Origin of the sequence: Microvirga makkahensis, from assembly GCF_009830105.1 — a bacterium.
GTDB classification, from domain to species: domain Bacteria; phylum Pseudomonadota; class Alphaproteobacteria; order Rhizobiales; family Beijerinckiaceae; genus Microvirga; species Microvirga makkahensis.
The window spans coordinates 381,040-404,676 of the sequence record NZ_WURB01000002.1; the positions used below are offsets into that span (position 1 = coordinate 381,040).

General features: G+C 60.2%; 18 protein-coding genes and 1 pseudogene. 13 read left to right on the plus strand and 6 right to left on the minus strand.

Annotation, left to right across the window (positions count from 1 at the left end; translation table 11 throughout):
* Both GR328_RS04685 and GR328_RS04690 read left to right on the plus strand, forming a co-directional pair.
* Nucleotides 1–1,356 (plus strand): MmgE/PrpD family protein, encoded by a 1,356-nt coding sequence (locus GR328_RS04685; protein ID WP_160883353.1) that lies wholly within the window; start codon nt 1–3, stop codon nt 1,354–1,356.
* Nucleotides 1,357–1,366: 10 nt separating this feature from the next.
* Entirely contained in the window at nt 1,367–2,209 is an 843-nt protein-coding gene (locus GR328_RS04690; RefSeq protein ID WP_160883354.1) for an HTD2 family dehydratase, read from the plus strand.
* 123 nt (nt 2,210–2,332) lie between these two features.
* Here the strand turns inward: GR328_RS04690 and GR328_RS04695 are convergent, their stop codons facing one another.
* Nucleotides 2,333–2,473 carry a hypothetical protein gene (locus GR328_RS04695; protein WP_160883355.1) on the minus strand — a complete coding sequence of 47 codons (141 nt, stop codon included), beginning with the start codon at nt 2,471–2,473 and terminating at the stop codon, nt 2,333–2,335.
* 25 nt (nt 2,474–2,498) lie between these two features.
* The gene (locus tag GR328_RS04700; protein ID WP_160883356.1) at nt 2,499–4,010 is read right to left on the minus strand and encodes a fumarate hydratase; all 1,512 of its coding nucleotides are present in this window, start codon (nt 4,008–4,010) and stop codon (nt 2,499–2,501) included.
* A 461-nt stretch (nt 4,011–4,471) separates the two neighbouring features.
* Here GR328_RS04700 and GR328_RS04705 point away from each other — a divergent pair, with 461 nt between their 5' ends.
* A complete protein-coding gene (locus GR328_RS04705) occupies nt 4,472–5,635 on the plus strand; it encodes an acyl-CoA dehydrogenase family protein (protein WP_160883357.1) in 1,164 nt (387 codons plus the stop codon).
* Nucleotides 5,635–6,741, plus strand: a complete 1,107-nt coding sequence (locus GR328_RS04710) for a CaiB/BaiF CoA transferase family protein (RefSeq protein ID WP_160883358.1) — start codon at nt 5,635–5,637, stop codon at nt 6,739–6,741. The genes GR328_RS04705 and GR328_RS04710 overlap by 1 nt, the downstream gene beginning before the upstream one ends.
* A gap of 206 nt (nt 6,742–6,947) precedes the next feature.
* Here GR328_RS04710 and GR328_RS04715 read toward each other — a convergent pair.
* Nucleotides 6,948–7,367: pseudogene (locus tag GR328_RS04715) on the minus strand (RuBisCO large subunit C-terminal-like domain-containing protein); the annotation flags it as partial.
* A 171-nt stretch (nt 7,368–7,538) separates the two neighbouring features.
* Nucleotides 7,539–7,859 carry a hypothetical protein gene (locus tag GR328_RS04720; protein WP_160883359.1) on the minus strand — a complete coding sequence of 107 codons (321 nt, stop codon included), beginning with the start codon at nt 7,857–7,859 and terminating at the stop codon, nt 7,539–7,541.
* 383 nt (nt 7,860–8,242) lie between these two features.
* On the opposite strand from GR328_RS04720, the gene GR328_RS04725 reads away from it, so the two are divergent.
* On the plus strand, nt 8,243–10,582 hold the full coding sequence (locus GR328_RS04725) for a putative bifunctional diguanylate cyclase/phosphodiesterase (protein ID WP_160883360.1): 2,340 nt from the start codon (nt 8,243–8,245) through the stop codon (nt 10,580–10,582).
* A 540-nt stretch (nt 10,583–11,122) separates the two neighbouring features.
* Here GR328_RS04725 and GR328_RS26630 read toward each other — a convergent pair.
* Complete coding sequence (locus tag GR328_RS26630) at nt 11,123–11,275, minus strand: hypothetical protein (protein ID WP_170304104.1); 153 nt, start codon at nt 11,273–11,275, stop codon at nt 11,123–11,125.
* Nucleotides 11,276–11,371: 96 nt separating this feature from the next.
* Between GR328_RS26630 and GR328_RS04730 the strand changes: the two genes are divergently transcribed.
* Together GR328_RS04730 and GR328_RS04735 are read left to right on the plus strand one after the other, a co-directional pair.
* A complete protein-coding gene (locus GR328_RS04730) occupies nt 11,372–12,073 on the plus strand; it encodes a FadR/GntR family transcriptional regulator (protein ID WP_246215678.1) in 702 nt (233 codons plus the stop codon).
* Nucleotides 12,074–12,782: 709 nt separating this feature from the next.
* A complete protein-coding gene (locus GR328_RS04735) occupies nt 12,783–13,361 on the plus strand; it encodes a cupin domain-containing protein (protein WP_160883361.1) in 579 nt (192 codons plus the stop codon).
* A 36-nt stretch (nt 13,362–13,397) separates the two neighbouring features.
* Here the strand turns inward: GR328_RS04735 and GR328_RS04740 are convergent, their stop codons facing one another.
* Complete coding sequence (locus GR328_RS04740; protein WP_160883362.1) at nt 13,398–14,834, minus strand: aldehyde dehydrogenase family protein; 1,437 nt, start codon at nt 14,832–14,834, stop codon at nt 13,398–13,400.
* 400 nt (nt 14,835–15,234) lie between these two features.
* On the opposite strand from GR328_RS04740, the gene gabT reads away from it, so the two are divergent.
* From gabT to GR328_RS04770, 6 genes are all read left to right on the plus strand, one after another.
* The gene (gabT, locus tag GR328_RS04745) at nt 15,235–16,518 is read left to right on the plus strand and encodes a 4-aminobutyrate--2-oxoglutarate transaminase (protein WP_160883363.1); all 1,284 of its coding nucleotides are present in this window, start codon (nt 15,235–15,237) and stop codon (nt 16,516–16,518) included.
* 30 nt (nt 16,519–16,548) lie between these two features.
* Nucleotides 16,549–18,105: an acetolactate synthase large subunit gene (locus GR328_RS04750; RefSeq protein ID WP_160883364.1), complete on the plus strand. Its 1,557-nt coding sequence runs from the start codon at nt 16,549–16,551 to the stop codon at nt 18,103–18,105.
* 465 nt (nt 18,106–18,570) lie between these two features.
* Nucleotides 18,571–20,040, plus strand: coding sequence for an ABC transporter substrate-binding protein (locus GR328_RS04755; protein ID WP_246215679.1), 1,470 nt, complete (start codon nt 18,571–18,573; stop codon nt 20,038–20,040).
* Between the two features lie 110 nt (nt 20,041–20,150).
* Nucleotides 20,151–21,128 (plus strand): ABC transporter permease subunit, encoded by a 978-nt coding sequence (locus GR328_RS04760; RefSeq protein WP_160883366.1) that lies wholly within the window; start codon nt 20,151–20,153, stop codon nt 21,126–21,128.
* A 7-nt stretch (nt 21,129–21,135) separates the two neighbouring features.
* On the plus strand, nt 21,136–21,972 hold the full coding sequence (locus GR328_RS04765) for an ABC transporter permease (RefSeq protein ID WP_160883367.1): 837 nt from the start codon (nt 21,136–21,138) through the stop codon (nt 21,970–21,972).
* A gap of 13 nt (nt 21,973–21,985) precedes the next feature.
* Nucleotides 21,986–23,614, plus strand: a complete 1,629-nt coding sequence (locus tag GR328_RS04770) for an ABC transporter ATP-binding protein (RefSeq protein ID WP_160883407.1) — start codon at nt 21,986–21,988, stop codon at nt 23,612–23,614.
* Nucleotides 23,615–23,637: the final 23 nt, after the last annotated feature.

Below are 23,637 nucleotides of genomic sequence, written 5' to 3' on the forward strand. Positions count from 1 at the left end.
ATGAGCGTGACCTGCACCCTTGCGACATTCGCGGCCGAGACCAAAGCCGAGAGCCTGCCCCCCGAGGTTCCCAGCCGCGCCCTCGCCCTGACGACCGATCTGATCGGCTCGATGATCCGGGCGGCGAACGAGGCGGACTCGACACCCTCGGTACTCAAGATGCTGGCGCGGCTGGGGCTTGATGCGCCGGGAGAATGCACGGTCTTCGGCCTTTCGCGGCGCTATACGCCCGCAACGGCCGCCCTGTTGAACGGCACCTTCGGCCACTCACTCGATTTCGACGACACTCATTCCGACAGTTCGCTCCATCCTTCGGCCGCCGTGGTCCCCGCAGCCCTCGCGGCAGCCGAGATGACCGGCGCGTCGGGGGCCGATCTCCTCGCTGCGATCGTCGTGGGCTTCGAGGTCTGTTGCCGGCTGGGCAATGCGCTTGATCCGACCGCACACTATGCCCGCGGCTTCCATCCGACCGCGACGGCGGGCAATTTCGGGGCCGCGGCCGCGGCGGGCCGCCTTCTGGGCCTCGGCGCTGATCGGATGTGCTCGGCCTTTGGTGTTGCCGCAAGTCAGGCCTCCGGTTCTCTCCAGTTCCTGGTGAACGGCGCCTGGAACAAGCGCTATCAGGTGGGCGAAGCCTCGATGAAGGGGCTGATCGCCGCGACGCTGGCGCTCGAAGGGTTCACCGGTTCCGCCGAGGCGATTGACGGCAAGCACGGCTTCCTGAAGGGCTACAGCGACGGGGCCGACCCTGCAAAGGCCGTTGCGGGTCTTGGCGAGGTCTGGGAAACGATGAACATCGGCGTCAAACCCTATCCGGCCTGCCGCTACACCCATGCTGCTGTTGACGGACTTCTGGCGTTGAAGCGCGAGCATGGTCTGGCCGCAGCGCATATCGACAGCATCACCGTCGGCCTTCATCGCAACGGCATCACGCTTGTCGGGGCGCCGCTTGACGAAAAACGCCGCGCCCGCAGCATCGTCGACGGGCAGTTCTCGATGCCCTTTGCCGCCGCCGTGGCGCTGACCCGCGACCGTTTCGGTTGGGATGACTACGAACTCCTGGGTAAGCCGGAGATCGACGCGCTCGCCGACAAGGTCGATGTGATCCGTGACGAAAGCCTCGAAGGGCTGCGCCATCCTTTCGGGGCCACGCTGAAGGTCCGCGCCACAGGGCGGGAGTATGACCTGCGGATTGCCGATCCCTCGGGCGAGCCCGAGACCTTTCCGACCTCGGCGGCTTTGATCGAGAAATTCCGCGCATTGACGGGACCCTGCCTGAACGCGGGGACCGAGCCGATGCTGGCCAGACTTGCTGCCCTGGGCGGAGCCGAAAGCCTGAAGGGCTATTTCGGCTGAAGGAGAAGAAATGAGCCTGGAACTCGATATCAATCATCTGAAAGGATGGATCGGGACCGTACGCGTCAGCGAGGACATCATCACACCCCGCCTGGCGAACTCGCTGGCCGCAATCCTGGATGAGCCCTGCAATTTGAAAGCGGGCGACCCGGCGCCGGTGGGTGCACACTGGTGCCTCTCGCCCGATATCGCTCCGATGTCGGGACTGGGTCCGGATGGTCACCCCGCTCGGGGCGGCTTCCTTCCTCCCGTGCCCCTGCCGCGCCGCATGTGGGCGGGCGGGGAACTCCGATTCTCGGGCGAGTTTTACGTGGGCGACGAGGTCAAACGCATCTCGCGAATCTCCGACGTGGCGATGAAGACGGGGCGCACGGGCACGCTCTGCTTCGTGGCTGTCGATCACGAATACTACACCGGAGCGGGCCTCGTGCTGCAGGAGCGCCATGACATCGTCTACCGTGCGCTCGAGGTGCCTACGGGCGGACAGCCCCCGAAGGTCGAACTGCCCGAGCCCGACCTGACGCTTGCGGTCGAAGGGACTCCGGTTCTCCTCGCGCGCTATTCTGCCGTAACCTTCAACGGCCACCGCATTCATTACGACCGCGAATATTGCATCACGGAAGAGTTCTACCCGGGGCTGATCGTGCATGGCCCGCTGCAGGCGAACTTCCTCCTGCGCATGGCCCGTCAGATGAACGGAAATGCGTTCCCTGCGCGTTTCAAGTTCCGTGGCACCTCGCCGCTTTTCGACGGCTCGGTCTTTACCGTGAACGGCAAGGCTGAGGGCGAAGGGTTCAGGCTTTGGGTCGCCGACACCGATGGCGTCATGACCATGCAGGCCAGCGCGGAGTAGCCTGCACAGGCGTTTCTGGAGCATTGGTCTTGAAAAGTGGACCTGCACTTTTGGAAACGGTCCGATGCTCCCTGCTTGGATGAACCTATCGTGTCATGGCCGGGCCTGCCCCGGCCATCCCGATCAGAGGAACGCTGCGCTCGACGCAATCGGGATCACCGGCACAAGGCCGGTGATGACGTCGAGGGCCGAGCGGGCAAAGACCCAAGTCCACATTTCACCGAGGCGGCCCCTCGGATCGCCGACGCGTCCGCCTGGGTCCATACGATGCGCCAATTCACACCACCCGCTATGGGTCATCGGCCTTGGCCTCTGCAATCCGTTTCCGCCAGAGCGCAGGGCCTGTTTTGTGAATCGATTGGCCCGTGGCATCGACAGCAACCGTCACCGGCATGTCCTCCACCTCCATTTCGAAAATCGCTTCCATGCCAAGGTCTTCGAAAGCCAGTAACTTGGCGGAGCGGATCGACTTGGAAATGAGATAAGCCGCGCCTCCCGTGGCCGCGAGATAGACTGCGCCATGACGGGCCAGGGTCTCGACAGTGGCATCGCCGCGCTCGGCCTTGCCGATCATTCCGAGAAGTCCGGTTTCCAGCATCATCTCGCTGAACCCGTCCATCCGGGTGGCGGTGGTGGGGCCCGCCGGGCCTACGGCCTCGTCGCCAACCGCGTCCACAGGACCTACGTAATAGATGAACCGATCCTTGAACGTCACAGGGAAGGGTTCGCCTCGGGCCTGCATGTCCGCCAGCCGTCTATGCGCGGCATCCCGCCCGGTCAGAATGCGCCCCGTCAAAAGCAGAGTCTCGCCCGCTCTCCAGCCCGCGATTTCGGCGTGGGTCAGCCTATCAAGGCACACCCGTCTGCCGGTTGCGCTTTCCTCCTCAGGCATCTCGGGCCAGTCGCTCAGCGCAGGAGGCTCGAATTCCGCGGGCCCGCTGCCGTCGAGGTGAAAATGCACGTGGCGGTTCGCCGCGCATTGCGGGATGAGCGCCACAGGTTTGGAGGCCGCATGCGTGGGGTAGGTCGCGATTTTCACGTCGACGACGGTCGTCATGCCGCCCAGACCCTGCGCCCCAATGCCAAGCGCGTTGATCTTTTCATAAAGGGAGACGCGCAGCCCCTCGAGAGGGGTCTGCGGCCCCCGTTCGAGCAGATCGAGCATGTCGATGGGCTCGTTCAGCGCTTCCTTGGCCATCAGCATGGCCTTTTCGGCGCTGCCGCCCACGCCAAGCGCGATCATGCCGGGAGGACACCAGCCGGCACCAAGCGTCGGCATGGTGGCCAGAACCCAATCCTCGATCGAGGCGGCAGGATTCAGGGTCGTGAAGCGCGCTTTGTTTTCCGACCCGCCGCCTTTGGCGCCGATGCTCATGCTGAGGCCGGGCCCCTGCACCAGCTGAGTGTGAATCACCGCTGGCGTGTTGTCGCGGGTGTTCTTGCGCTCGAAGATCGGGTCGGCCACCATCGAGGCTCGCAAGGGATTCCCGACATCACGATAAGCGCGGCGCACACCCTCATTGACCAGATCTTCGAGGGGGCGATCGGAAAGAATGCGGCTTTCCATTCCCAGTTTCGCGAAGACGACAATCATACCCGTATCCTGGCAGAGCGGACGGCGCCCATAGGCCGACATGCGCGAATTTCGCAGGATCTGCGCCATAGCGGCTTTGGCGGCGGGGCTTTCCTCGCGTGTGTATGCTGTACTCAAGTGGCGGATGTAGTCCGCCGGATGGAAATAAGAGATGAACTGTGCCGCCCGGTAGACGCTTTCGACGATGTCGTCCCCTTTGATGTCCATCGCTCGCCCCTTTCCTGTCCTCAGCTCATATCTTGAGGGCGGGCGGGCCGAATATCAACAAACGACACCGTTCGGGCAACCACGATCTGAGATTCCAGACCATGGCGTGCGCCCTGTTTCAGGCTTGTGGCGTCGTTCGCGGTCTGCGGTCCTGACTACCGATTGATATCGCATGGACATAGACGGCCCGCGCGTCTGAAGGTCCTGCAGGACGAAGACCCGGTCAGAATAATTCCGTTGCCTCCAGGGATCGGATCCGGTCGGTGGCCAGTTGGAACCTTTGCCCGTCGGACTGACCTGGTCATGAGCATTCAGCGCTCAGCTTGGCGGCCTCCCAGCGCTCGCGATATAATAAAGATATATACGTTAGTAAAACTGTATATTTGACTTGTATCGGTCCATGCGAAAATTTCCCTGGACACACCGCGATTTCGCGCAACGTTCCAGACCGCATATTGTCCATGACACATTCCATCGCCGACCAGCACCAGGATATCCGGGACGCAGTACGCTCTCTTTGTGCCCAGTTCCCTGCCGAATATCACCGCAAGATCGACGAGGCCCGGGGCTATCCCGAGAAATTCGTCGACGCTCTCACCAAAGCGGGTTGGATGGCGGCCCTCATTCCTGAGGAATACGGCGGTTCAGGCCTCGGCTTGACCGAGGCTTCGGTGGTCATGGAAGAGATCAATCGCGCAGGCGGCAACTCGGGCGCCTGTCACGGGCAGATGTACAACATGAACACGCTCGTGCGCCACGGCTCGGAGGAGCAGCGCCGATACTATCTGCCCAAGATTGCCTCGGGCGAACTGCGCCTCCAATCCATGGGCGTAACGGAACCCACCACCGGCACCGACACGACCAAGATCAAGACGACCGCCGTCAGAAAGGGCGACCGTTACGTCATCAACGGACAGAAGGTCTGGATCAGCCGTGTGCAACACTCTGACTTGATGATTCTCCTGGCCCGCACCACGCCCATCTCGGATGTGAAGAAGAAATCGGAAGGTCTCTCGCTCTTCATCGTCGACATCAAGGAGGCCATGAAGGGCGGAATGGAGGTCCGTCCGATCCTGAACATGGTGAATCACGAAACCAATGAGCTCTTCTTCGATAACCTCGAGATCCCGGCCGAGAACCTGATCGGCGAGGAAGGCCAGGGTTTCAAATACATACTCACCGGACTCAACGCGGAGCGCGTTCTGATTGCTGCCGAGTGCATCGGCGACGGCTACTGGTTCACCGACAAGGTCGTGCAATACGCCAAGGAGCGTATCGTCTTCGGCCGTCCGATCGGCCAGAACCAAGGTGTCCAGTTCCCGATTGCAGAGGCCTTCATCGAGTTGGAAGCCGCCAATCTGATGCGCTTCGAGGCTTGCCGTCTCTACGATGCTCAGCAGGCTTGCGGCGCACAAGCGAACATGGCGAAGTACCTCGCTGCGAAAGCCAGCTGGGAGGCCGCAAACGCGTGCATCCAGTTCCACGGCGGTTTCGGCTTTGCCTGCGAATATGATGTCGAGCGCAAGTTCCGCGAGACCCGTCTCTATCAAGTTGCCCCGGTCTCGACCAACCTGATCCTGAGCTATGTCGCCGAGCACGTGCTTGGCTTGCCGAGGTCGTTCTGATGGTTGAGGCGTCCCTTCCCCTCCACGGTCTGACGGTCGTGGCTCTCGAGCAGGCCGTGGCTGCCCCCTTCGCCTCCTCACGTCTTGCTGATGCCGGAGCGCGGGTGATCAAGATCGAGCGCCCGGGCGGCGATTTCGCCCGCGGCTATGATGATGTCGCCAACGGTCAGTCGAGCTATTTCGTCTGGTTGAACCGCGGCAAGGAATCTGTCGCAGCCGATCTGACCAAACCCGGCGACAAGGCCATGTTCGCCGAGCTATTGGCAGGGGCGGATATCCTGATCCAGAATCTCAAACCCGGCGCGCTCGAGCGACTCGGCTTCAGCGTCGAGCATCTGAGGTTGGAATATCCCAGGTTGATCGTCTGCTCGATCTCGGGCTATGGCGAAACCGGCCCGATGGCCGACCGCAAGGCTTACGATCTGCTGGTGCAAGCCGAAACCGGCCTTTGCTCGATCACGGGCGGGCCGGAACAGGCCTCGCGCGTAGGAATATCCATCGTCGACATCGCAACCGGCGCCACCGCCCATGCGGCCATCCTCGAGGCTCTGATCCACCGCGGCATTTCAGGCAAGGGATCGCAGATTTCGATCTCGATGTTCGACGTGCTCGCCGATTGGCTAACCGTGCCGCTTCTCCAGCAGGAAGGTGGTAAGCCGCCGAAACGCGTTGGGCTCGCCCACCCCTCCATCTCGCCCTATGGTGTCTTCACCTGTAAGGATGGCCACCCGATTCTAATATCGATCCAGAGCGATCGTGAATGGGTGAAGTTCGCCACCGAATTCATGGGCCGTCCTGAAATGGGACATGATCCAAAATACGCAACCAATGTGGCTCGCGTGGAGAACCGCCCCGCGACCGATGGCGCCGTTGCCGAGGCATTCGCGATGATGAGTGCCGAAGAGGCGACGGAAAAGCTCGTCAGGGCCGATATTGCGTTCGCCTCATTGAATGATATGGCCGGTCTTTCCTCACACCCGCAACTGCGGCGTATCACCGTCGAAACGCCGAACGGACCTGTTTCCTACCCGGCACCTGCGCCAATTGTGTCCGGCTCTACCCGCCGGTACGGCGCGGTTCCGGCCATGCCGGTCCCCAAGGCGTGATGATCCCGTCACTTCGATCGAAGTCGGGGGAGTGAAGGCAAACTCCTTTCTGACCTGCAATGCCTCGTCAGCCGCCATGAGATGGCTGAACCTCCCTTTCATCGACAGCGCGTCGTTCATTGCGAGGAAACCGGGTCCACTTTTCGCTCACGCAGCGCCTCGGGTCACGGAAGCGGCCCTCCGGGTGCGCACTATGCCCCAGCGCCACGCGCCCATTTTGCCATGGACTGAATCGCCGTGGAGCCGATCACGAGGTCGATCATGACGATCACCGATCCAAGCTCCCTGGCGAATTCGGCGCGTTCGTACATTTCCTTCATGGCCGCTGCGATCACGTTGAGATAGGTGACCTTGACCTCCCCGCTGGCCGCCTGCGCCTTGCTGACGGCCTCCATGCAGTAGAGAAAGCGCTCCCGCCAGTGCATGCAGGGCTTCGAATTGATACTCTCGTCGTCCTTCGTGAAGTCAGGTCCGCCATTGAGCGCCACATAGACGACGCGGCCGTAATTGCGGCCCGTCAGGCCGAGATTCGGCTTGACCGTCGCGCCGAGGAGCGGAGGGCCGAACTTGTCGAGACCCTCGCGCTCGCCAACGGTCCCTGTGGCCGGCCCCTGGAAGGTCGTCACCTACGCGGCTGACATCCCTGCCCAACCAACGCCACCCTCAACCCGAGCCGCGCTCCACCAGCCGTTGGAAATTGCAAAAAATCGCGTTTGTGACCGTTTGCTGGCGCCACTCTGCCTGCTGCCGGTCCTCCAATTGCGGCAGGCCGCAGCCCTGGTGGACGGAAATCAGGTTTAGCGGTTCTCCGCCTTCAGTTGGGATTGCTCTATGTCTATGTAGATTCGGTAGGCGTTACCGCGCTTATCCTCCTCGAGGGCCGGCAGATCCTTGTATCCCGGCCGATCCGTCTGCGCGTAAGCGGTATCGTAGTCGGTCCAGCTCTCCGTCGCGTTCTGCATCGCATTGCGCACGAAGAGGATGCAGTCCCGTGTGGAGGCAATAGCCCCTTGGGCAGTGGCCTTGCGGTGTCCGGAGCCGATCATGATCGGTGCGAGCTGCTCGACTTCATCGAGCGCCTTCAGCCATGTCGTCGTGTCGACGTCGTCGCTGTTCATGAAAGGAGCGCGCGAGCGTCTCTTGCACCGTTACAGCTTTCGTTCCGCCGCTCTGACGTTGGCGGCCCATGATGCGGTGCTGCCACCGTGTCACAGAAATTAACGATGCGATAAGGTACGTATTATCACCCAACGTTCCTGATTGACTTTCAGGTCCCGACGACGAAACCTGAAGACCGACATAGCAGATCTGGTGGGTTGACGGGACACGTGGCGCGCGACCGCTCAAAGGCATGAAGCTGCCCCGCCAAGGCTGGTGAGAGTCCGGCATTCCTAATCCACGTTCTTAAAAACCGGATAAACCGACGGCCCAAGCTGCACATGCGGGTAGCATCTCTGCGGCCTTGATCAGAGTCGCACGCCATTCTTTGAGGTGTAGTAAGTTGAATCGTTCTGCATCGTTAGGAACACGTACGCCGCTTCAAACGAAGATCGTGGTGCCTGTGAGCATAGTCACGATAGCCGCTCTGTTCCTGTGTGGTTTTGCTCTTATCTGGACAGCCCGGGAAAGCAACATCATCTCAATCGATCGCCAGCTTCGCACAACCGAGCGATCGATCAGAGCTATTGTTGACGAGCTTGCCCAACAGCAAGAAATGGTCGCGGTCTGGGACGACGCCATTCTGCAGCTCCGCAAAAAGGACCTGGATTGGCAGTGGCTCGACGCAAATATGGGTGTCTGGCTGAGCAGAACATTCGGTCAAGACCAAGTCTATATTCTTGATCCTGACGACAGGCCGATTTATGCCGCCGTTGATCAGGAGAGGGCTCCGGTTGCCGTGTTCGCCCAGGCTCGCCCCTACCTGGAGGGCCTCGTCCTTGGCCTGCGTGGCCATGAGCAGTCCCCTCACGCAAAGCATGTCCAGCTATCGAAAGACAACCGCGTCCTGAAGACAGGGAAAGCTGTCTTTGACGCGCATCTGCTAGAGTTGCTCGGTAGACCGGCAGCTGTGAGCGCCATGATGATTGTTCCCGAATCCGACCAGGTTACCCAGGAGCAAGGCCGGGAGTTCCTTCTCGTTAGCATCCGCTTTCTGGACACGAGTTTCCTGGAGCAACTCTCCGAGAGAAATCTGATCGAGGGTCTTCGCTTCTCGCGCTGGAACGGAGGTCTGGAAGGCGAGGCTTCTGTTCCACTCCTATCGGATGAAGGGCAGTTGATCGGCTACTTTCTTTGGACACCGGAACTCCCGGGGGCACGATCCCTCTATGTACTCGCACCGGCTGCAGGCCTAACGGCGGTCACGATCGTTGCCGTCATGATGCTCCTTGTCCGTTCACTGCGACGCTCGGTGGCACAACAGGAGATCATAATATGTGAGCTCCGGGCTAGCGAAGCCCAAGCGCAACACCTTGCATTTCACGATGTTCTGACAGGTCTTCCGAACCGAGCGCTGTTTGACGACCGCCTCGATCAAGCTCTGGCTCGGACGCAAAGGGGCGGGAGGACCGCAGTGCTTATGCTCGATCTCGACCGCTTCAAGCATGTAAATGACACCCTCGGGCATCATGCTGGCGACAGTCTTATTCGTGAGGTTGCAGGTCGGCTCTCGAAACTAACGAGGAGCAGCGACACAGTCGCCCGGCTGGGCGGCGACGAGTTTGCAATCGTGCAGACCGATATCTTTGACGAGGAAGACGTGAACTCCCTTTGCGTCCGGATTCTCGCCGCTGTCCAGCAACCGTTCGAAGTACTCGGCCATCAAGTCTTCGTAGGAGGCAGCATCGGCGTCGCCCTGGCGCCTGAAGCGGGATCGGAGCGCGTCGAAATCGTGCGGAAAGCCGATATTGCGCTCTACCGCGCCAAGGAAGACGGGCGAGGGTGCCATCGCATATTCAGCTCTGCCATGGATGAGACGGTGAAGGTTCGCAGTTCGATAGAGGATGAACTGCGCGCCGCATTGACGACCGGAGAGGGTTTTGAGGTAGCTTATCAAGCTCAGGTAGCGGCGGCGGGCAAGTCTATCGTCGGTCTCGAGGCCCTGCTGCGGTGGCGACATCCAGCCCTCGGAACGATCCTGCCGGAGCAGTTTATTCCTGTCGCCGAACAAACCGGTCTCATCATCCGGCTCGGAGAATGGGTTCTGCACGAGGCCTGTTCAGTGTCGCAACGCTGGCCAGATCTGTTCATTTCGATCAACCTGTCACCCATCCAGTTTCGAAGCGAGAATTTTGCAGAGAGGGTCATTGCAATTGTAAGAGCGAGTGGCGCTGATCCTCGCAAGATCGAATTGGAGGTTACTGAGGGAGTTCTCCTCGACGCCGGAGGCGAGACAGCCAATGCATTGAGAAAGCTGCGGCGGGCCGGCTTCAGGATTGCCTTGGATGATTTCGGCACTGGCTACTCAAGCCTGGGCTACCTTCAGAAATTCGAGGTCGACAAGATCAAGATCGACCGATCTTTTGTAAAGAACCTAGGACAGGATGAGAATGCCACAGCGATTGTCGAGGCAATCGTAGCCCTTGGACAAGCGCTGAACCTGACAGTAACGGCCGAAGGTGTGGAAACCAGGGAGCAAGGACGCTTCCTCGATAAAGCAGGATGTGACGAACTGCAGGGCTATCTGTTCTCGAAAGCCCTTCCCACGGAGCAGATCGCTCTTTTGCTTGCGGCCCCGCCGCCGACCTCACAGGTTCAACGCTCCGGCCCGTCGTCTCTCCATCAGGCTCATGACGACAGAAGAGAGATCGTCGGCATCGGGGGACCAGCTAGCGCCTCGTGAATAAAGTGGATTCGGAGATCGTCTTGTCTCGCAGGCTCCAGTTCAGCTTGCGATCTCCCTCCGCGTCAGTTGTCGGCAGCCTTCATGGTGGCGCCCGGCAGAAGCGTCGCCTCGCCGCTGTGGATCGACAGGTTCTCCATGCGTCGGATCGGGCGCGAACCCGGAAAGGCGGACGGATTCGACTCGCCACGGGGACGGCCGCCATGATCATCTGGAGAAACGAGTCGGTCTTGCGCATTCTCGGTTCCGGTGGAAAACGCGATCTGGCCTGTGGCACGGCCCGGTATGGGGTCCGCGCAGTGGGATGATCTAACCCTGGATCGGGGAGACGCCGGTTTGTCCGATCGGGACGTTAGCCTTCGACAGCGGCAACATCCGCCGACCTGGCCGCGAAGGAAGCGAACAGCCTGCCGACGCCGATATAACCGACACGGACGACCTGAGCGGGAAGGCCCAGCCGGATCCAGTCTGCCGGCTTCACATGCTTCCTCGGCGGGATGTCATCGTTCCCGCATTGCGCGAGTTCAGCCCGGTCCCAACTCACAGAACTCGGAGGAAGCCGTCGATGACGATCCACGCGAACACCGGATAGATCGACAGCCCCAGGATAGTGCCTATGAGGCGGCCCAATTGGACCGCCGGGACACGCCTAGGCTCGTCACCGAAAAACCGGTCGACCATCGCAGCTCTCATCAGACGTTCTCCTCTGCTCTTCCGGCCCGGGCGCGACTTTCGTGCCGTAGTCCGACCTGCTACATAGACCGGAGCGACATTGGTCTAGAAATTGGTATGAAAGCCATGCTTGGCGCACGACTGACGGTGGACGCGGCCACTCGGCGCCTGCGCGCCTATCTGCGACATCGCGCGTACGGCCCGCAGGACCGGCTGGAACCGGAGCGGGTCCTGGCGCCCAAAATTGGCTGCAGCCGCGAGACGCTCCGGGCGTCGCTTGATGTGCTGGAGAAGGAAGGTCTGATCTGGCGGCATGTGGGTCAGGGTACCTTCGTCGGGCCGCGCCCGGCCTATGAGCCGATCCGCCCATCGGTCTTAGCCGAGATGGCGTCTCCGGCTGACGTGCTCGACGCACGCCTTCTGATCGAGCCTCCCATTGCGGGCGAAGCCACGCTGCGGGCGACAGCCGACGAGATCATCGTTCTTCGCAATCACGCGCTCCTGAGCAGCGAAGCGCCCGACTGGCAGGCCTACGAGCAGGCGGACGATGCCTTCCACAAGGGGATCGCTCGGATGACCGGGAACCCGTTGCTGATCGCCTTTCTCGATGTCTTGTCATCGGTCCGCGGTCGCGCCCGCTGGCAACGCCAGCACGACCTCGCCTTCCGGCGTGCACGGAAGAAGGAATACGCGTCGCAACAGGGGCGCATGCACCTGGCCGTCGTCGAGGCCATCTCAGCGCGCGACCCGGAGGCGGCGAGACAGGCCATGCTCGACCACCTGAGCGCCATCCGGACCATCATGGTGCAGGAACTGTAAATGCGATGCGGCTGATCTGCACGGCTTCGGTGAAAGTGTGGCCGCCCCGTTCTGATCGGCCGCCCGCCAGAGCCGCTGCCAGATCACTTGCGAATGCGATGAAAAACTCATCGAAGTGCTATTTGCCGCCAGCTGCCGGAAGACGCTTGCGGAACTGGCCGGTAAAGTTCTGACGAGCTTGAGCGTCCCTCCCCGCACTGTCTCTTGGCAGACCAGGACGCCCATTCCGGCGAGGCCCCGTTGACCGTGCGTAAACTGAATGGAACGGTAAAGTAGAGACACTCGGATCGGCCGGTTACTTCAGTCGGGAAGGGATGATAGCATAGCGAGGACTGCGCGGCGGCCAACTCCCTCACGCCTGCCAGCATCCTGCCATTTCTGAATTACATTGACGGTGCCGCAAGGATTGACATTATAAACCGCGCCGAACTAGACGCAGAGCGGGAGAGAAAGCACACTAAAGCGTCTGACGTCGAAGATTATTTCTCCTGCTGAAACCATGAGCCGGAAGTGTTGAGCTGCTGGAGCAGAGCTACCTGTCACGGGCTCCGAAACCAAAGGCTATGAAAGCGCCGCATTGATTTCGGTCATGCTTGTACCCGAACTCGCGAGCGTACAAATGGCTGTTCGATGAGAATGGCGATCAAGCTGCAAGCCGCGCGTTAGTTAAAAGTGAAGCATCCTGATAACAAGGATCCGGGAATTCGATATGAGTTTCGATGTCGGCGGCCGATTGAAGGAAATCAGGCTGGCAAAAGGGTTGTCGCAGAGGGATCTCGCAGCTCGCTCTGGTGTCACTCATGGCCTCATCTCCCTGATTGAACAGAATAAGACCAGCCCCTCTGTCGCCTCTCTGCGCAAGATCCTGGGCGGGATCCCGATGACGATGTCCGAGTTCTTCAACGATGATCGGCAGCTGCAGGATAAGGTCTTCTTCTCGCCAGAAGAACTCGTCGATCTCACCTCAAGACTGCATCAGGTGAATGGTGGACGGGCTCAGGGCAAGCTCACACTGCGACAGGTCGGGGACGCGCGCGCCCATAACCTGCAGATCCTGCACGAGAGCTATGAGCCCGGAGCCGATACAGGCACGACGATGCTCGAGCACAACTCTCATGAGGGCGGCGTGATACTATCGGGAGAACTTGAGATCACCGTAGGCGATCAAGTGCGAGTGCTTACGGCGGGCGATGCCTATCTCTTTGACAGTCGGATTCCCCACCGCTTCCGCAATGTCGGCACGGAATGCTGCATCGTCGTGAGCGCCTGTAGCCCGCCCTATCTCTGACAGCGGCGGCATTACTGCCGCCGCCTCTATGCCTACTTACGCGGCGTCTATGCCGTAACCGAACATCGACTTGATCTCGAGAAAGTCTTCGAAACCGAAGCGACCCCACTCTCTGCCGTTACCAGACTGTTTGTAGCCGCCAAAGGCTGCTGCCAGATCGCCGCCTGCGCCATTGATATGCACCATGCCGGCTCGAATACGCCGCGCGACGGCACGCGCGTGGTCGATATCGCCAGATGTTACATAGCTTGAAAGTCCATACACTGTGTCATTGGCGATGGCGATGGCCTCTTCCTCGCTGTTATACGGCAGGATAGACAGAACGGGGCCGAAGATTTCCTCGCGCGCAATCGTCATGTCGTTGCGCACATCAGCAAATACCGTAGGCCGCACATAATAGCCGCGATTGACGTTCTCCGGTCGACCGAGACCGCCAGCGACGAGACGCGCCCCCTCCGCTATGCCGGCCTCGATGAGCGACTGAATCTTGTCAAATTGGGCTTTACTGACCACCGGGCCGATCATCGTGTCTTCAGCTCGGGGGTTACCGACGCGCGTCTCGCCGGCGATGCGGCGGGCGACCGCAACAGCCTCTTCCTGGCGGTCGGCGGGCACGAGCATGCGAGTTGGTGCGTTACATGACTGACCGCTGTTCGAGAAGCACTGACGGGTGCCGTGCGCAACGGCGCGCGCGAGGTCGGCATCGGGCAGGATGATGTTGGGCGACTTTCCGCCGAGTTCCTGGGCGACCCGCTTCACTGTATCGGCTGCTGCGCGCGCTACCGCAATGCCCGCGCGCGTTGAGCCCGTGAACGACATCATGTCGATATCAGGATGGGCAGCGAGAGCCTGTCCGACAACCGGTCCGTCACCATTGATCATGTTGTAGACGCCCGCCGGCACGCCCGCCTCATGCATGATCTCGGTAAAGACGATGGCTGAGACAGGCGCAACCTCGCTTGGCTTGAGTACCATTGTACAACCCGCCGCCAGAGCGGGTCCAACCTTGCAGGCAATCTGGTTGAGTGGCCAGTTCCAAGGTGTGATGAATCCACATACGCCGACCGGTTCGCGGGTTACCAGAGTTTGATTGATCACCTCGTCGAATTCGTAGGTGCGCAACACGCTGAGGACCTCGGCCAAGTGCCCGAGGCCAGCCGCAGCCTGCGCATTCTTTGCAAAGCTGAGGGGCGCTCCCATTTCGTCGCTGATTGCCGCGGCGATGTCGTCATAGCGCTTCTTGTATACCGCGATAACCGTTTCAAGAAGCTCTACGCGCTCCTTGCGGCTGGTGCCGCTAAAGCTCCGGAACGCCCGGCTGGCGGCTGAAACCGCCTTATCAACGTCAGCCACCTCGCCCAACGCGATCCGTGCGTATGCCTCTTCATTTGCCGGATTGATGACTTCAAGCGTCCGACCGCCAGATGGCGGAACCCAGGCCCCGTCGATGTAGAAATCAAGATATTCTTGCATATTCGCCTCGCCGCTTTGAAGGAATGAGAAGCACGATTATCATTATAGCGAGCGCAGTCAGCTTGCTCAATATTTTATACAGAATTTAGTACCTTGCATGTTGCCGATCGACAACCCCGCGCATTGCCGAATGCGATGAGGCTTCTCAGTCCATCGCAAGGTCATCCAGAACGAGATTTACAGGCACCGAGGTAATACTATGGTATAGGTCGCTACACCGCTTCTCGCTCCGGTGAGAGCAGGGACCACCGGGACGCGCAGCGAACAATGCCTGCGGCTCTCGCATTCTGTCTCCGAATTCGACTTTCTGCTGAATATCAGTGCTTGCAATCGGCGGACTGCTTAATATCCTCAACACTTCGGTGCGCCCAGAGACCCGCTGCATCCAAGGGAGAGTGCTGTGACCGCAGAACCGTTGGCCGAACGCCAGAGACAGGCCGTGCCCCAAGGCATCGCGACGAAGGGGATTTATGCGGCCCGGGCCGAGAACTCGGAGCTGTGGGACGTCAACGGTAAACGGTACATTGATTTTGCTGCTGGCATCGCCGTGCTCAATACGGGACACAGACATCCGTCCGTGCTCGCTGCGGTTAAACAGCAGGCCGACAACTTCACGCATACCTGCTTCCATGTCGCTCCGTATGAGAGCTACATTCGTCTTGCCGAACGGCTAAACGGACTGGTACCAGGCGACCACCCGAAAAAAACGATGTTTGTGACGACGGGCGCCGAGGCCGTTGAGAACGCGGTCAAAGTCGCCCGGGCTGCAAGTGGGCGTTCAGCCGTCATCGCATTTGGCGGGGCATTCCACGGCCGCACGCTTCTTGGCATGGCGTTGACAGGCAAAGTAGCCCCATACAAAAGGGGTTTCGGTCCATTTCCTGCCGATATTTACCATGTGCCGTATCCGAAGACCTACCACGGAATCGGCACGGCCGAGGCGATTGCCGGCCTGCGCCAACTCTTTCAGAGCGACGTGGATCCAAGTCGCGTTGCGGCTATCATTGTCGAGCCCGTACAGGGCGAGGGCGGATTCTATATAGCACCGAGCGAGTTCCTGCAGGCCCTCAGGCAGATCTGCGACGAACACGGCATTCTGCTCATTGCTGACGAAATTCAGACCGGCATTGCCCGTACGGGGCGTATGTTTGCCATAGAGCATGCAGGGGTCGTGCCTGATCTCGTAACCATGGCGAAGGGTCTTGCCGGAGGGTTTCCGCTCGCAGCTTTGACAGGCCGCCCGGAGATCATGGACGCAGCCGAGCCTGGCGGTCTAGGCGGAACCTATGGCGGCAGCCCCGTTGGCATCGCCGCCGCCCATGCCGTGCTCGACGTCATCGAAGAAGAGCGATTGTGTGAAAGGGCCGAGGAGATCGGATACGTGATGCGTTCGCGTCTTCAGGAGATGGCGCGCCGCAACAGCTTCAACGCGATCGGCGAAGTGCGTGGGCTCGGAGCCATGGTGGCCTTTGAACTGGTGAAGGACCGCACCACGCGAGCGCCCGACGCGGCACTCACTGCCGCCCTTATCGCGAAAGCTCAGGAGAAAGGGCTTATTCTGCTCTCCTGTGGCGTTGACTCCAACATCATCCGGCTACTCGCACCGCTGACTGTTCCTCGAGCGCAACTGGAGGAAGGGCTCACGATCATCGAGGACGCACTTGCCGAAGTTGTCGGACCCTGAAACCCGCGGCACGAACGAGTGAGAAGTTAAATGAACGGTGCCGATCGACTGTGCGAGACCTTGCTCGCTAACGATATCGACGTCTGCTTTGCCAATCCCGGCACGTCCGAAATGCACTTCGTAGCCGCTCTGGACCGTCGGCCGCAGATGCGCTGTGTTCTCGGCCTCTTCGAGGGGGTGGCGACAGGGGCCGCTGACGGGTACGCCCGAATGGCTGACAAACCCGCTGCGACATTGCTGCATCTCGGGCCCGGTTTGGCGAATGGCCTTGCTAATCTTCATAATGCACGACGTGCCCGCACTCCGATGCTCAATGTGGTTGGGGACCACGCCACATACTTCCTCAAGCACGATGCTCCCCTCACAAGCGATATTGAGAGCCTTGCTCGCCCAATGTCGCAATGGGTCGGATATATCGGCAGCGCTGCCGAGGTGGAGGCAAGAACATCAGAAGCCTACCGAGCGGCTATGCGCATGCCAGGTGTGGCAACGTTGATCCTGCCGGCTGACGCTGCCTGGGGAGACGTGCCGTCTGACCGACCGCCCGTGCGCACTACCCTGCCCGACCTTGCAGCGGCCTCCACGCAGGCAGTCCGTAACGCGGCCGAGACGTTGCGCTCCCAACGCCGCGTGGCTCTGCTCCTCACCGGCCAGGCGTTGCGTGCGCACGCGCTTGAAATTGCAGGCCGCATAGCCGATGCGACTGGCGCACGCTTGCTGATGCAGACATCCAACGGGCGTGTCCAGCGGGGCGCGGGACGCGTTGTGATCGGCAGCGTCCCTTATTCCGTCGATGCAGCGCTTGAGGCGCTGCATGACGTCGATGCCATGATCGTGGTTGGGGCGAAAGTCCCTGTGGCATTCTTTGCCTATCCTGGAAAACCAGGTCTGCTGGTGCGAGAGGATTGTGAGATCGTCGACCTCGCTCGTCCGGGAGAGGATCTTGTGCAGGCTCTTGCACATTTGGCGGACGAGCTCGGCATCAAAGCCAACACACCTGTATCTGTCAGTCCGGGGTTCACTGACGATGCGACGCTGCCGAGGGGCCCATTGACGGATGAGGCGGTCGCGTTCACTGTCGCACGGATGCTGCCGGAGCACGCCATCGTCTGCGACGAGAGCATAACGGCAGGTGCGAGCTTCTTCCGTCACTCTCAACACGCTGCGCCCCACGATTATTTGCGCATCACCGGGGGGGCGATCGGAATCGGTATTCCACTTGCTGCAGGCGCTGCCGTTGCTTGCCCTGACCGCAAAGTGGTCGCCCTACAGGCCGACGGAAGTGGCATGTACACCGTGCAGGGTTTTTGGACACAAGCCCGCGAGAACCTCGACGTCGTCACGATCGTGTTCGCCAACCGTAGCTATGCCATCCTGCAAGGTGAGATGCGCAACGTTGGCGTTGAACACTTCGGGTCCAACGCTAAGCGAATGTTGAGTATCGACGAACCCACGCTCGACTGGGTTTCAATGGCACGCGGAATGGGAGTTGATGGCGGGCGGGCGACAACCGTTGAGGAGTTCAGGACTCTGCTTGAAGCCGCGCTCAAGCAGCGGGGTCCATTCGTTATCGAAGCCGTCGTATGATGCGCGCATGTGCGGTTGGGGTCTGAGAATGACGATCTCACCGCCAGGCGTGCATGCCGGCTGACAGCAACATGTGACGCATCAGGATGGGGGTCAGACTGACGGGGATTGAGGGATCGGCAAGATCAGGTTGGGTAAATCATGATGACGCCCGCGCCAGCCGGCGGCTGCCGAGCCGGTGAAGTCAGCTGCGAGCGAGAGAATGGCGTCAGCCAAGGCCCAAGATACGTACTCGATGATGGTCTGCTGCTATGCGGATTGCTTCCGGGTCTTCCACCGCCAGCACGAGTATCGGATCACGGCAGAATGGACGCTGCAGGGGTTCGAACAAGAGTCCAAGGGAACGGAGAAAAGCATATGAATATGTCGAAACGATTCATTTATGGTCTAGTCAGCTTGGCCACCATCGCTATGGCCGGTAGCTCACTCGCCCAAAACAGTCCCACACCAGGCGGGACGCTTAACATGATTGCCCAGCCCGAGCCGCCTGTGCTCATGGTAGGCCTGAATTCTCAGGGTCCGACGCTCTATGTCGGAGGGCAGATATACCAAAGCCTGCTAAGCTACGGCAAGGATCTCAAGATTCTGCCGTCACTCGCGAAAGCGTGGGAGGCATCGGATGATGGCCTTACCTACACGTTCACGCTTCAAGATGGTGTGAAGTGGCACGATGGCAAACCTTTCAGCGCCGATGACGTCGTGTTCACTGCCGACAAGTTCCTTCGAGAGGCGCATCCGCGGTGGCGCTACATTGCGAACACTTACGTCGAAACGATCACATCTCCTTCACCCGACAAGGTGATTTTCAAGCTGAAGAAGCCGTTCTCCGCCTTCCTGTACGCGTTCGAACTTAGTTCCTTCCCTGTGGTGCCAAAGCACATTTACGAAGGCACTGATTACCGCACCAATCCGGCCAATCAAACGCCGATCGGCACGGGGCCCTTCAAGTTCAAGGAGTGGAAACGCGGCTCCTACATTCACCTCGTGAAGAATGAAGACTACTGGAAGGAGGGCAAGCCCTACCTGGACGAGCTGTATTTCCGCATCGTGCCCGATGCGGCCTCCCGCGGCGTAGCGTTCGAAAAGGGAGCTGTCGACGTCCTGCGCGGTGGCGACGTCGAAGGGTTCGAAGTACGTCGCCTTTCGAAACTCGAGGGAGTCACAACGACGACTGAGGGCTGGGAGATGTACTCTCCTCTGGTCTTCCTCCAGATGAACTTGCGTAAGGCGCCTTTCGACAACAAGCTCGTGCGCAAGGCCGTTATGCACGCGATCAATCGTGAGTTCATTGTCAAGAACGTATGGTTCGGCCTCGGCGAGCCCGCGACAGGCCCCCTCGCTTCGACGACACGGTTCTATACGAAGGACACGACGAGTTATCCTTTTGACCTGAACGCTGCCAAGAAGCTCATTGCCGAGTCCGGCATCAAGCCGCAGGAGCATACCATCCGCCTCATGCCGATCCCTTATGGATCGCAGTGGGACCGAATGGCCGAGTACGTCAGACAGCAGCTCGAGCAACTTGGCTTCAAGGTCAACATTCAAGCAGTCGACGCCGGCGGTTGGTCGCAGGCGCTCAGTGACTGGAACTTCGACGTAACCTTCAACTTCACCTACCAGTACGGCGATCCGGCCTTGGGCGTAGCCCGTCACTATCTTTCCAGCAACATCATCAAGGGTACTCCCTTCGGCAACAACGGCGGCTACTCCAATTCTAAGGTCGACGAGCTCTTCCTCGCAGCTGCCGAAGCCGTGCAGACGGACCAAGCTGCGAAAGCTTACGCCGAGGCTCAGAAGATCCTGACGGATGAGGTGCCGATCGGCTGGCTCTTTGAACAGCGGAACGTTACCATCATGCGTGACAAGGTGAAGAACCTCGTCCGCACCGGCATCGGTGTGAACGAGTCGATGGACGAAGTCTGGATCGCCAAGTAAGGCGCCCGCCACCAAGTCCGACGGCGGCTTGTGAAAGCGCCGCCGTCACTCGGGGGTCTTACACGGGAACGTGGCACCCTAACATCGTGATCAATTGCCTGGAGTAGCGTGTGAAGACGCTTGAGTTCCTCATCCAGCGCCTCGCTAAGGCCGTCATGGTCGTCATCGGGGTCGTCATTCTTAATTTTCTTCTCATCCAATTGGCGCCTGGCGATCCGGCTGCGGTGCTCGCCGGCGAGGCAGGGGCCGGCGACGAGCAGTTCATTGCACAACTCAGGGCCCAGTTTGGCCTGGACCAGCCACTTTACGTACAACTGCTGAGCTATCTCAAGAATGTGATCGCCGGTGACCTGGGATTTTCCTATCGGAATCACGTGCCTGTTGCCGACCTCATCCTTGAGCGCCTGCCGGCCACACTTTTGCTTACCGGAAGTGCTTTTGTCTTCTCACTCGTGCTTGGCATCACCCTGGGTGTGATCGCTGCCCGCAGGCGCGGAAGCATCGGTGACAGCGTGATCATGACAGGGGCGCTCGTATTCTACGCCACGCCTCTCTTCTGGGTGGCCCTTATGGCCGTTCTCGTCTTTTCCATTCATCTCGATTGGCTCCCGCCCTTCGATATGGAGACGGTCGGCGCAGGCTACACAGGATGGGCACGGGTGCTCGACATTGCTCATCACCTGATCCTGCCCGCAGTAACACTCGGCCTCTTCTTCACGGCGGTCTATACACGTCTAACGCGAGCCTCGATGCTCGAGGTAATGAACCTCGATTTCGTCAAGACGGCTCGTGCAAAGGGCGTCCCAAGAGGGCGGATCATCCGGCGGCACGTTCTGCGCAACGCCGTTCTGCCAGTCTTCACGTTCGCGAGCGTGCAGGCCGGCCAGCTCGTCGGCGGGGCGGTGCTCACGGAAACGGTCTTCGCTTGGCCTGGCATTGGCCGCCTGATGTTCGACGCTCTCCTGCAGCGTGATTACCCGGTATTGCTCGGCGTCTTCCTCGTCACGGCTACCGTCGTCGTCGCCATCAATCTTGTGACCGACCTGCTCTATCGCATCGTCGATCCGCGCATCGAAGCAACAGGATGACCCAGCTATGAGCTTTTTTCGGCGTTATGCCCAAAACGTCGGCGCCCTCGTTGGCCTTGCCATCCTCGTCGTCGTCATCATTGTAGCTGCTGCTGCGCCTATCCTTTATCCCGTTAGCCCGTGGCAAGGTATCGGCGACCCCTTGCTCGGTCCTTTCGAGGATAGTGCCTTTCCGCTTGGGACGGACATGCTCGGTCGCGATATCGCCGCGGGGTTGGCCTACGGTGCGCGGGTGTCGCTGCTGATCGGCGTCATCTCGACCGCCGTCGCTGTTCTCATCGGTGTATCGCTCGGCGCAGTTGCCGGATATTACGGTGGGCGGGTCGACGATCTGCTGATGCGGTTTACCGAGTTCTTCCAGACGATTCCCGCTTTCGCCATGGCCGTGGTCTTGGTCGCAATTTTTAGTCCGACGATCACTTCCATCACGCTGGCGATTGCAGTTGTCTCCTGGCCGCCGGTGGCCCGCCTCGTTCGTGGCGAGTTTTTGAGCCTTCGTTCCCGCGAGTTCGTCCAGGCAGCGATCGTGATTGGTCAGACAGGCCCACGTATCATGTTGACGCAGATTCTGCCTAACGCCATCTCGCCTATCATCGTGACAGCATCACTCATGGTAGCCACCGCTATCCTTACTGAGAGCTCCCTCTCCTTCCTCGGACTTGGAGACCGCAACATGATGAGCTGGGGATTCATGATAGGTGCGGCGCGCACAATGCTGCGTGAGGCGTGGTGGCTCAGCGTGTTCCCAGGGGTTGCGATCCTTGTGACAGTGCTCGCTATCAATCTGATCGGTGAAGGATTGAACGATGCAATGAACCCGCATTTGCGCGGACGCAAAGGATGAGGACTAGCTGATGATGAATTCTGCTGCTCCCCTTCTCGAAGTCGCTTCGCTGTCGATCCCGCTCCCCCCGGGGCTTGACCGGGAGTATGCCGTCGAGAACGTGACCTACACGCTCAACTCGGGCGAGATCCTGTGCGTCGTGGGCGAGTCCGGTTCCGGCAAGTCCATGACGGCGAACGCCATCATGGGACTTTTGCCGTCATATTTGAAGCCTTCGGGTGGGCGAATTCTCTTCCGCGGCCGTGACCTCCTGACGATGAGCGAGACCGAACTCGCCCATGAACGCGGCCGATCCGTCGCCATGATCTTTCAGGAACCCCTGTCTGCCCTTAACCCGCTGATGAAGGTGGGGGACCAGATTGCCGAGGTATTGCTGGTACATGGTGAACGCGATTCGGCGCGGCGGGAGGCCCGCGTGCTTGACCTTCTCGCGTATGTGGGCTTGCCCGACCCATCCAACTTGCGATACGCCTATCCGTTCCGTCTGTCGGGAGGTCAGCGCCAGCGCGTTATGATCGCCATGGCCCTTGCACTGGAGCCGGCCATGCTCATCGCAGATGAGCCGACGACAGCACTCGATGTGACGACGCAAGCCCAGATCCTTGAGCTTATCCGCAGCATTCAACGTGCGAAGGGCATGGGCGTGCTCTTCATCACTCACGACTTTGGTGTCGTTGCCGACATCGCCGACAAAGTCGTGGTGATGGAGCAAGGGGTGGTTGTCGAGCAAGGTCGGGCCGGTGACGTGCTCAACCGGCCGCAGCACCCATATACGCGACGCCTCATCGCCGCCGTCCCCCATCGGGACGGGCAGAATGAGCGTGCCTCCACGATCGGCGAGCCTTTGCTTGAGGTAAGAAACCTGAGCAAGGTTTATCGCTCTGGCGGCGGCCTCTTCAGCAAGCCTCGTGTCGTCAGGGCGGTCGACAACGTCAGCTTCACTCTCCGGCGCGGGGAAACTCTCGGCGTCGTCGGGGAATCCGGCTCCGGCAAGTCGACCCTCGGACGCTGTCTGCTGAAGCTGACCGACGTCGAGGGCGGTGAGATCCGCTTCCGCGGGCAGGATCTCGTGCCACTGACGCCTGCGGCCTTTCGCCCGATGCGGCGCCACCTCCAGATGGTGTTTCAGGACCCGTTCGCCTCGCTCAACCCGCGCCAGACCATCGGACGAATCTTGACCGACGGACCTGTGGCGAATGGTGTGCCTCTCGTCGATGCCGAGAGGAAGGCGCGCGATCTACTGGGCCTCGTAGGCCTCGAGCCCTCGGCCTATGATCGCTATCCGCATGAGTTCTCCGGCGGTCAGCGTCAGCGTGTCGGCATTGCCCGAGCGCTTGCACTTGATCCGGAGCTGCTCATCGCCGACGAAAGCGTATCCGCGCTTGATGTTTCGGTGCAGGCACAGGTGCTGGAACTTCTGCAAGAGCTCCAGAGGAAGCTCGATATCGCCATCATCTTCATCACGCACGACCTTCGAGTGGCAGCGCAGGTGTGCGATCGAATCGCGGTGATGTACCGTGGCGCCATTGTTGAATGCGGCCCCCCGTCGCAAGTCTTCGATGCGCCTCGACACGACTATACAAGGCGGCTGATCGCCGCCATTCCCGGGCTGCATTGGGATCCCCGTGCAGCTGTAGCCTGATCTTGCTGCCCATTGAAGCGTGG

Excerpts from the sequence above, each read along its gene's own strand:
- GR328_RS04770 (WP_160883407.1), top strand. The coding sequence starts at position 21,986 with ATGAATTCTGCTGCTCCCCTTCTCGAAGTCGCTTCGCTGTCGATCCCG.
- GR328_RS04735 (WP_160883361.1), top strand. The coding sequence starts at position 12,783 with ATGAGTTTCGATGTCGGCGGCCGATTGAAGGAAATCAGGCTGGCAAAA.
- GR328_RS04730 (WP_246215678.1), top strand. The coding sequence starts at position 11,372 with ATGAAAGCCATGCTTGGCGCACGACTGACGGTGGACGCGGCCACTCGG.
- GR328_RS04690 (WP_160883354.1), top strand. The coding sequence starts at position 1,367 with ATGAGCCTGGAACTCGATATCAATCATCTGAAAGGATGGATCGGGACC.
- GR328_RS04705 (WP_160883357.1), top strand. The coding sequence starts at position 4,472 with ATGACACATTCCATCGCCGACCAGCACCAGGATATCCGGGACGCAGTA.
- GR328_RS04755 (WP_246215679.1), top strand. The coding sequence starts at position 18,571 with ATGATTGCCCAGCCCGAGCCGCCTGTGCTCATGGTAGGCCTGAATTCT.
- GR328_RS04720 (WP_160883359.1), bottom strand. The coding sequence starts at position 7,859 with ATGAACAGCGACGACGTCGACACGACGACATGGCTGAAGGCGCTCGAT.
- GR328_RS04740 (WP_160883362.1), bottom strand. The coding sequence starts at position 14,834 with ATGCAAGAATATCTTGATTTCTACATCGACGGGGCCTGGGTTCCGCCA.
- GR328_RS04765 (WP_160883367.1), top strand. The coding sequence starts at position 21,136 with ATGAGCTTTTTTCGGCGTTATGCCCAAAACGTCGGCGCCCTCGTTGGC.
- GR328_RS04695 (WP_160883355.1), bottom strand. The coding sequence starts at position 2,473 with ATGGACCCAGGCGGACGCGTCGGCGATCCGAGGGGCCGCCTCGGTGAA.
- GR328_RS04710 (WP_160883358.1), top strand. The coding sequence starts at position 5,635 with ATGGTTGAGGCGTCCCTTCCCCTCCACGGTCTGACGGTCGTGGCTCTC.
- GR328_RS04750 (WP_160883364.1), top strand. The coding sequence starts at position 16,549 with ATGAACGGTGCCGATCGACTGTGCGAGACCTTGCTCGCTAACGATATC.
- GR328_RS26630 (WP_170304104.1), bottom strand. The coding sequence starts at position 11,275 with ATGAGAGCTGCGATGGTCGACCGGTTTTTCGGTGACGAGCCTAGGCGT.
- GR328_RS04700 (WP_160883356.1), bottom strand. The coding sequence starts at position 4,010 with ATGGACATCAAAGGGGACGACATCGTCGAAAGCGTCTACCGGGCGGCA.
- GR328_RS04685 (WP_160883353.1), top strand. The coding sequence starts at position 1 with ATGAGCGTGACCTGCACCCTTGCGACATTCGCGGCCGAGACCAAAGCC.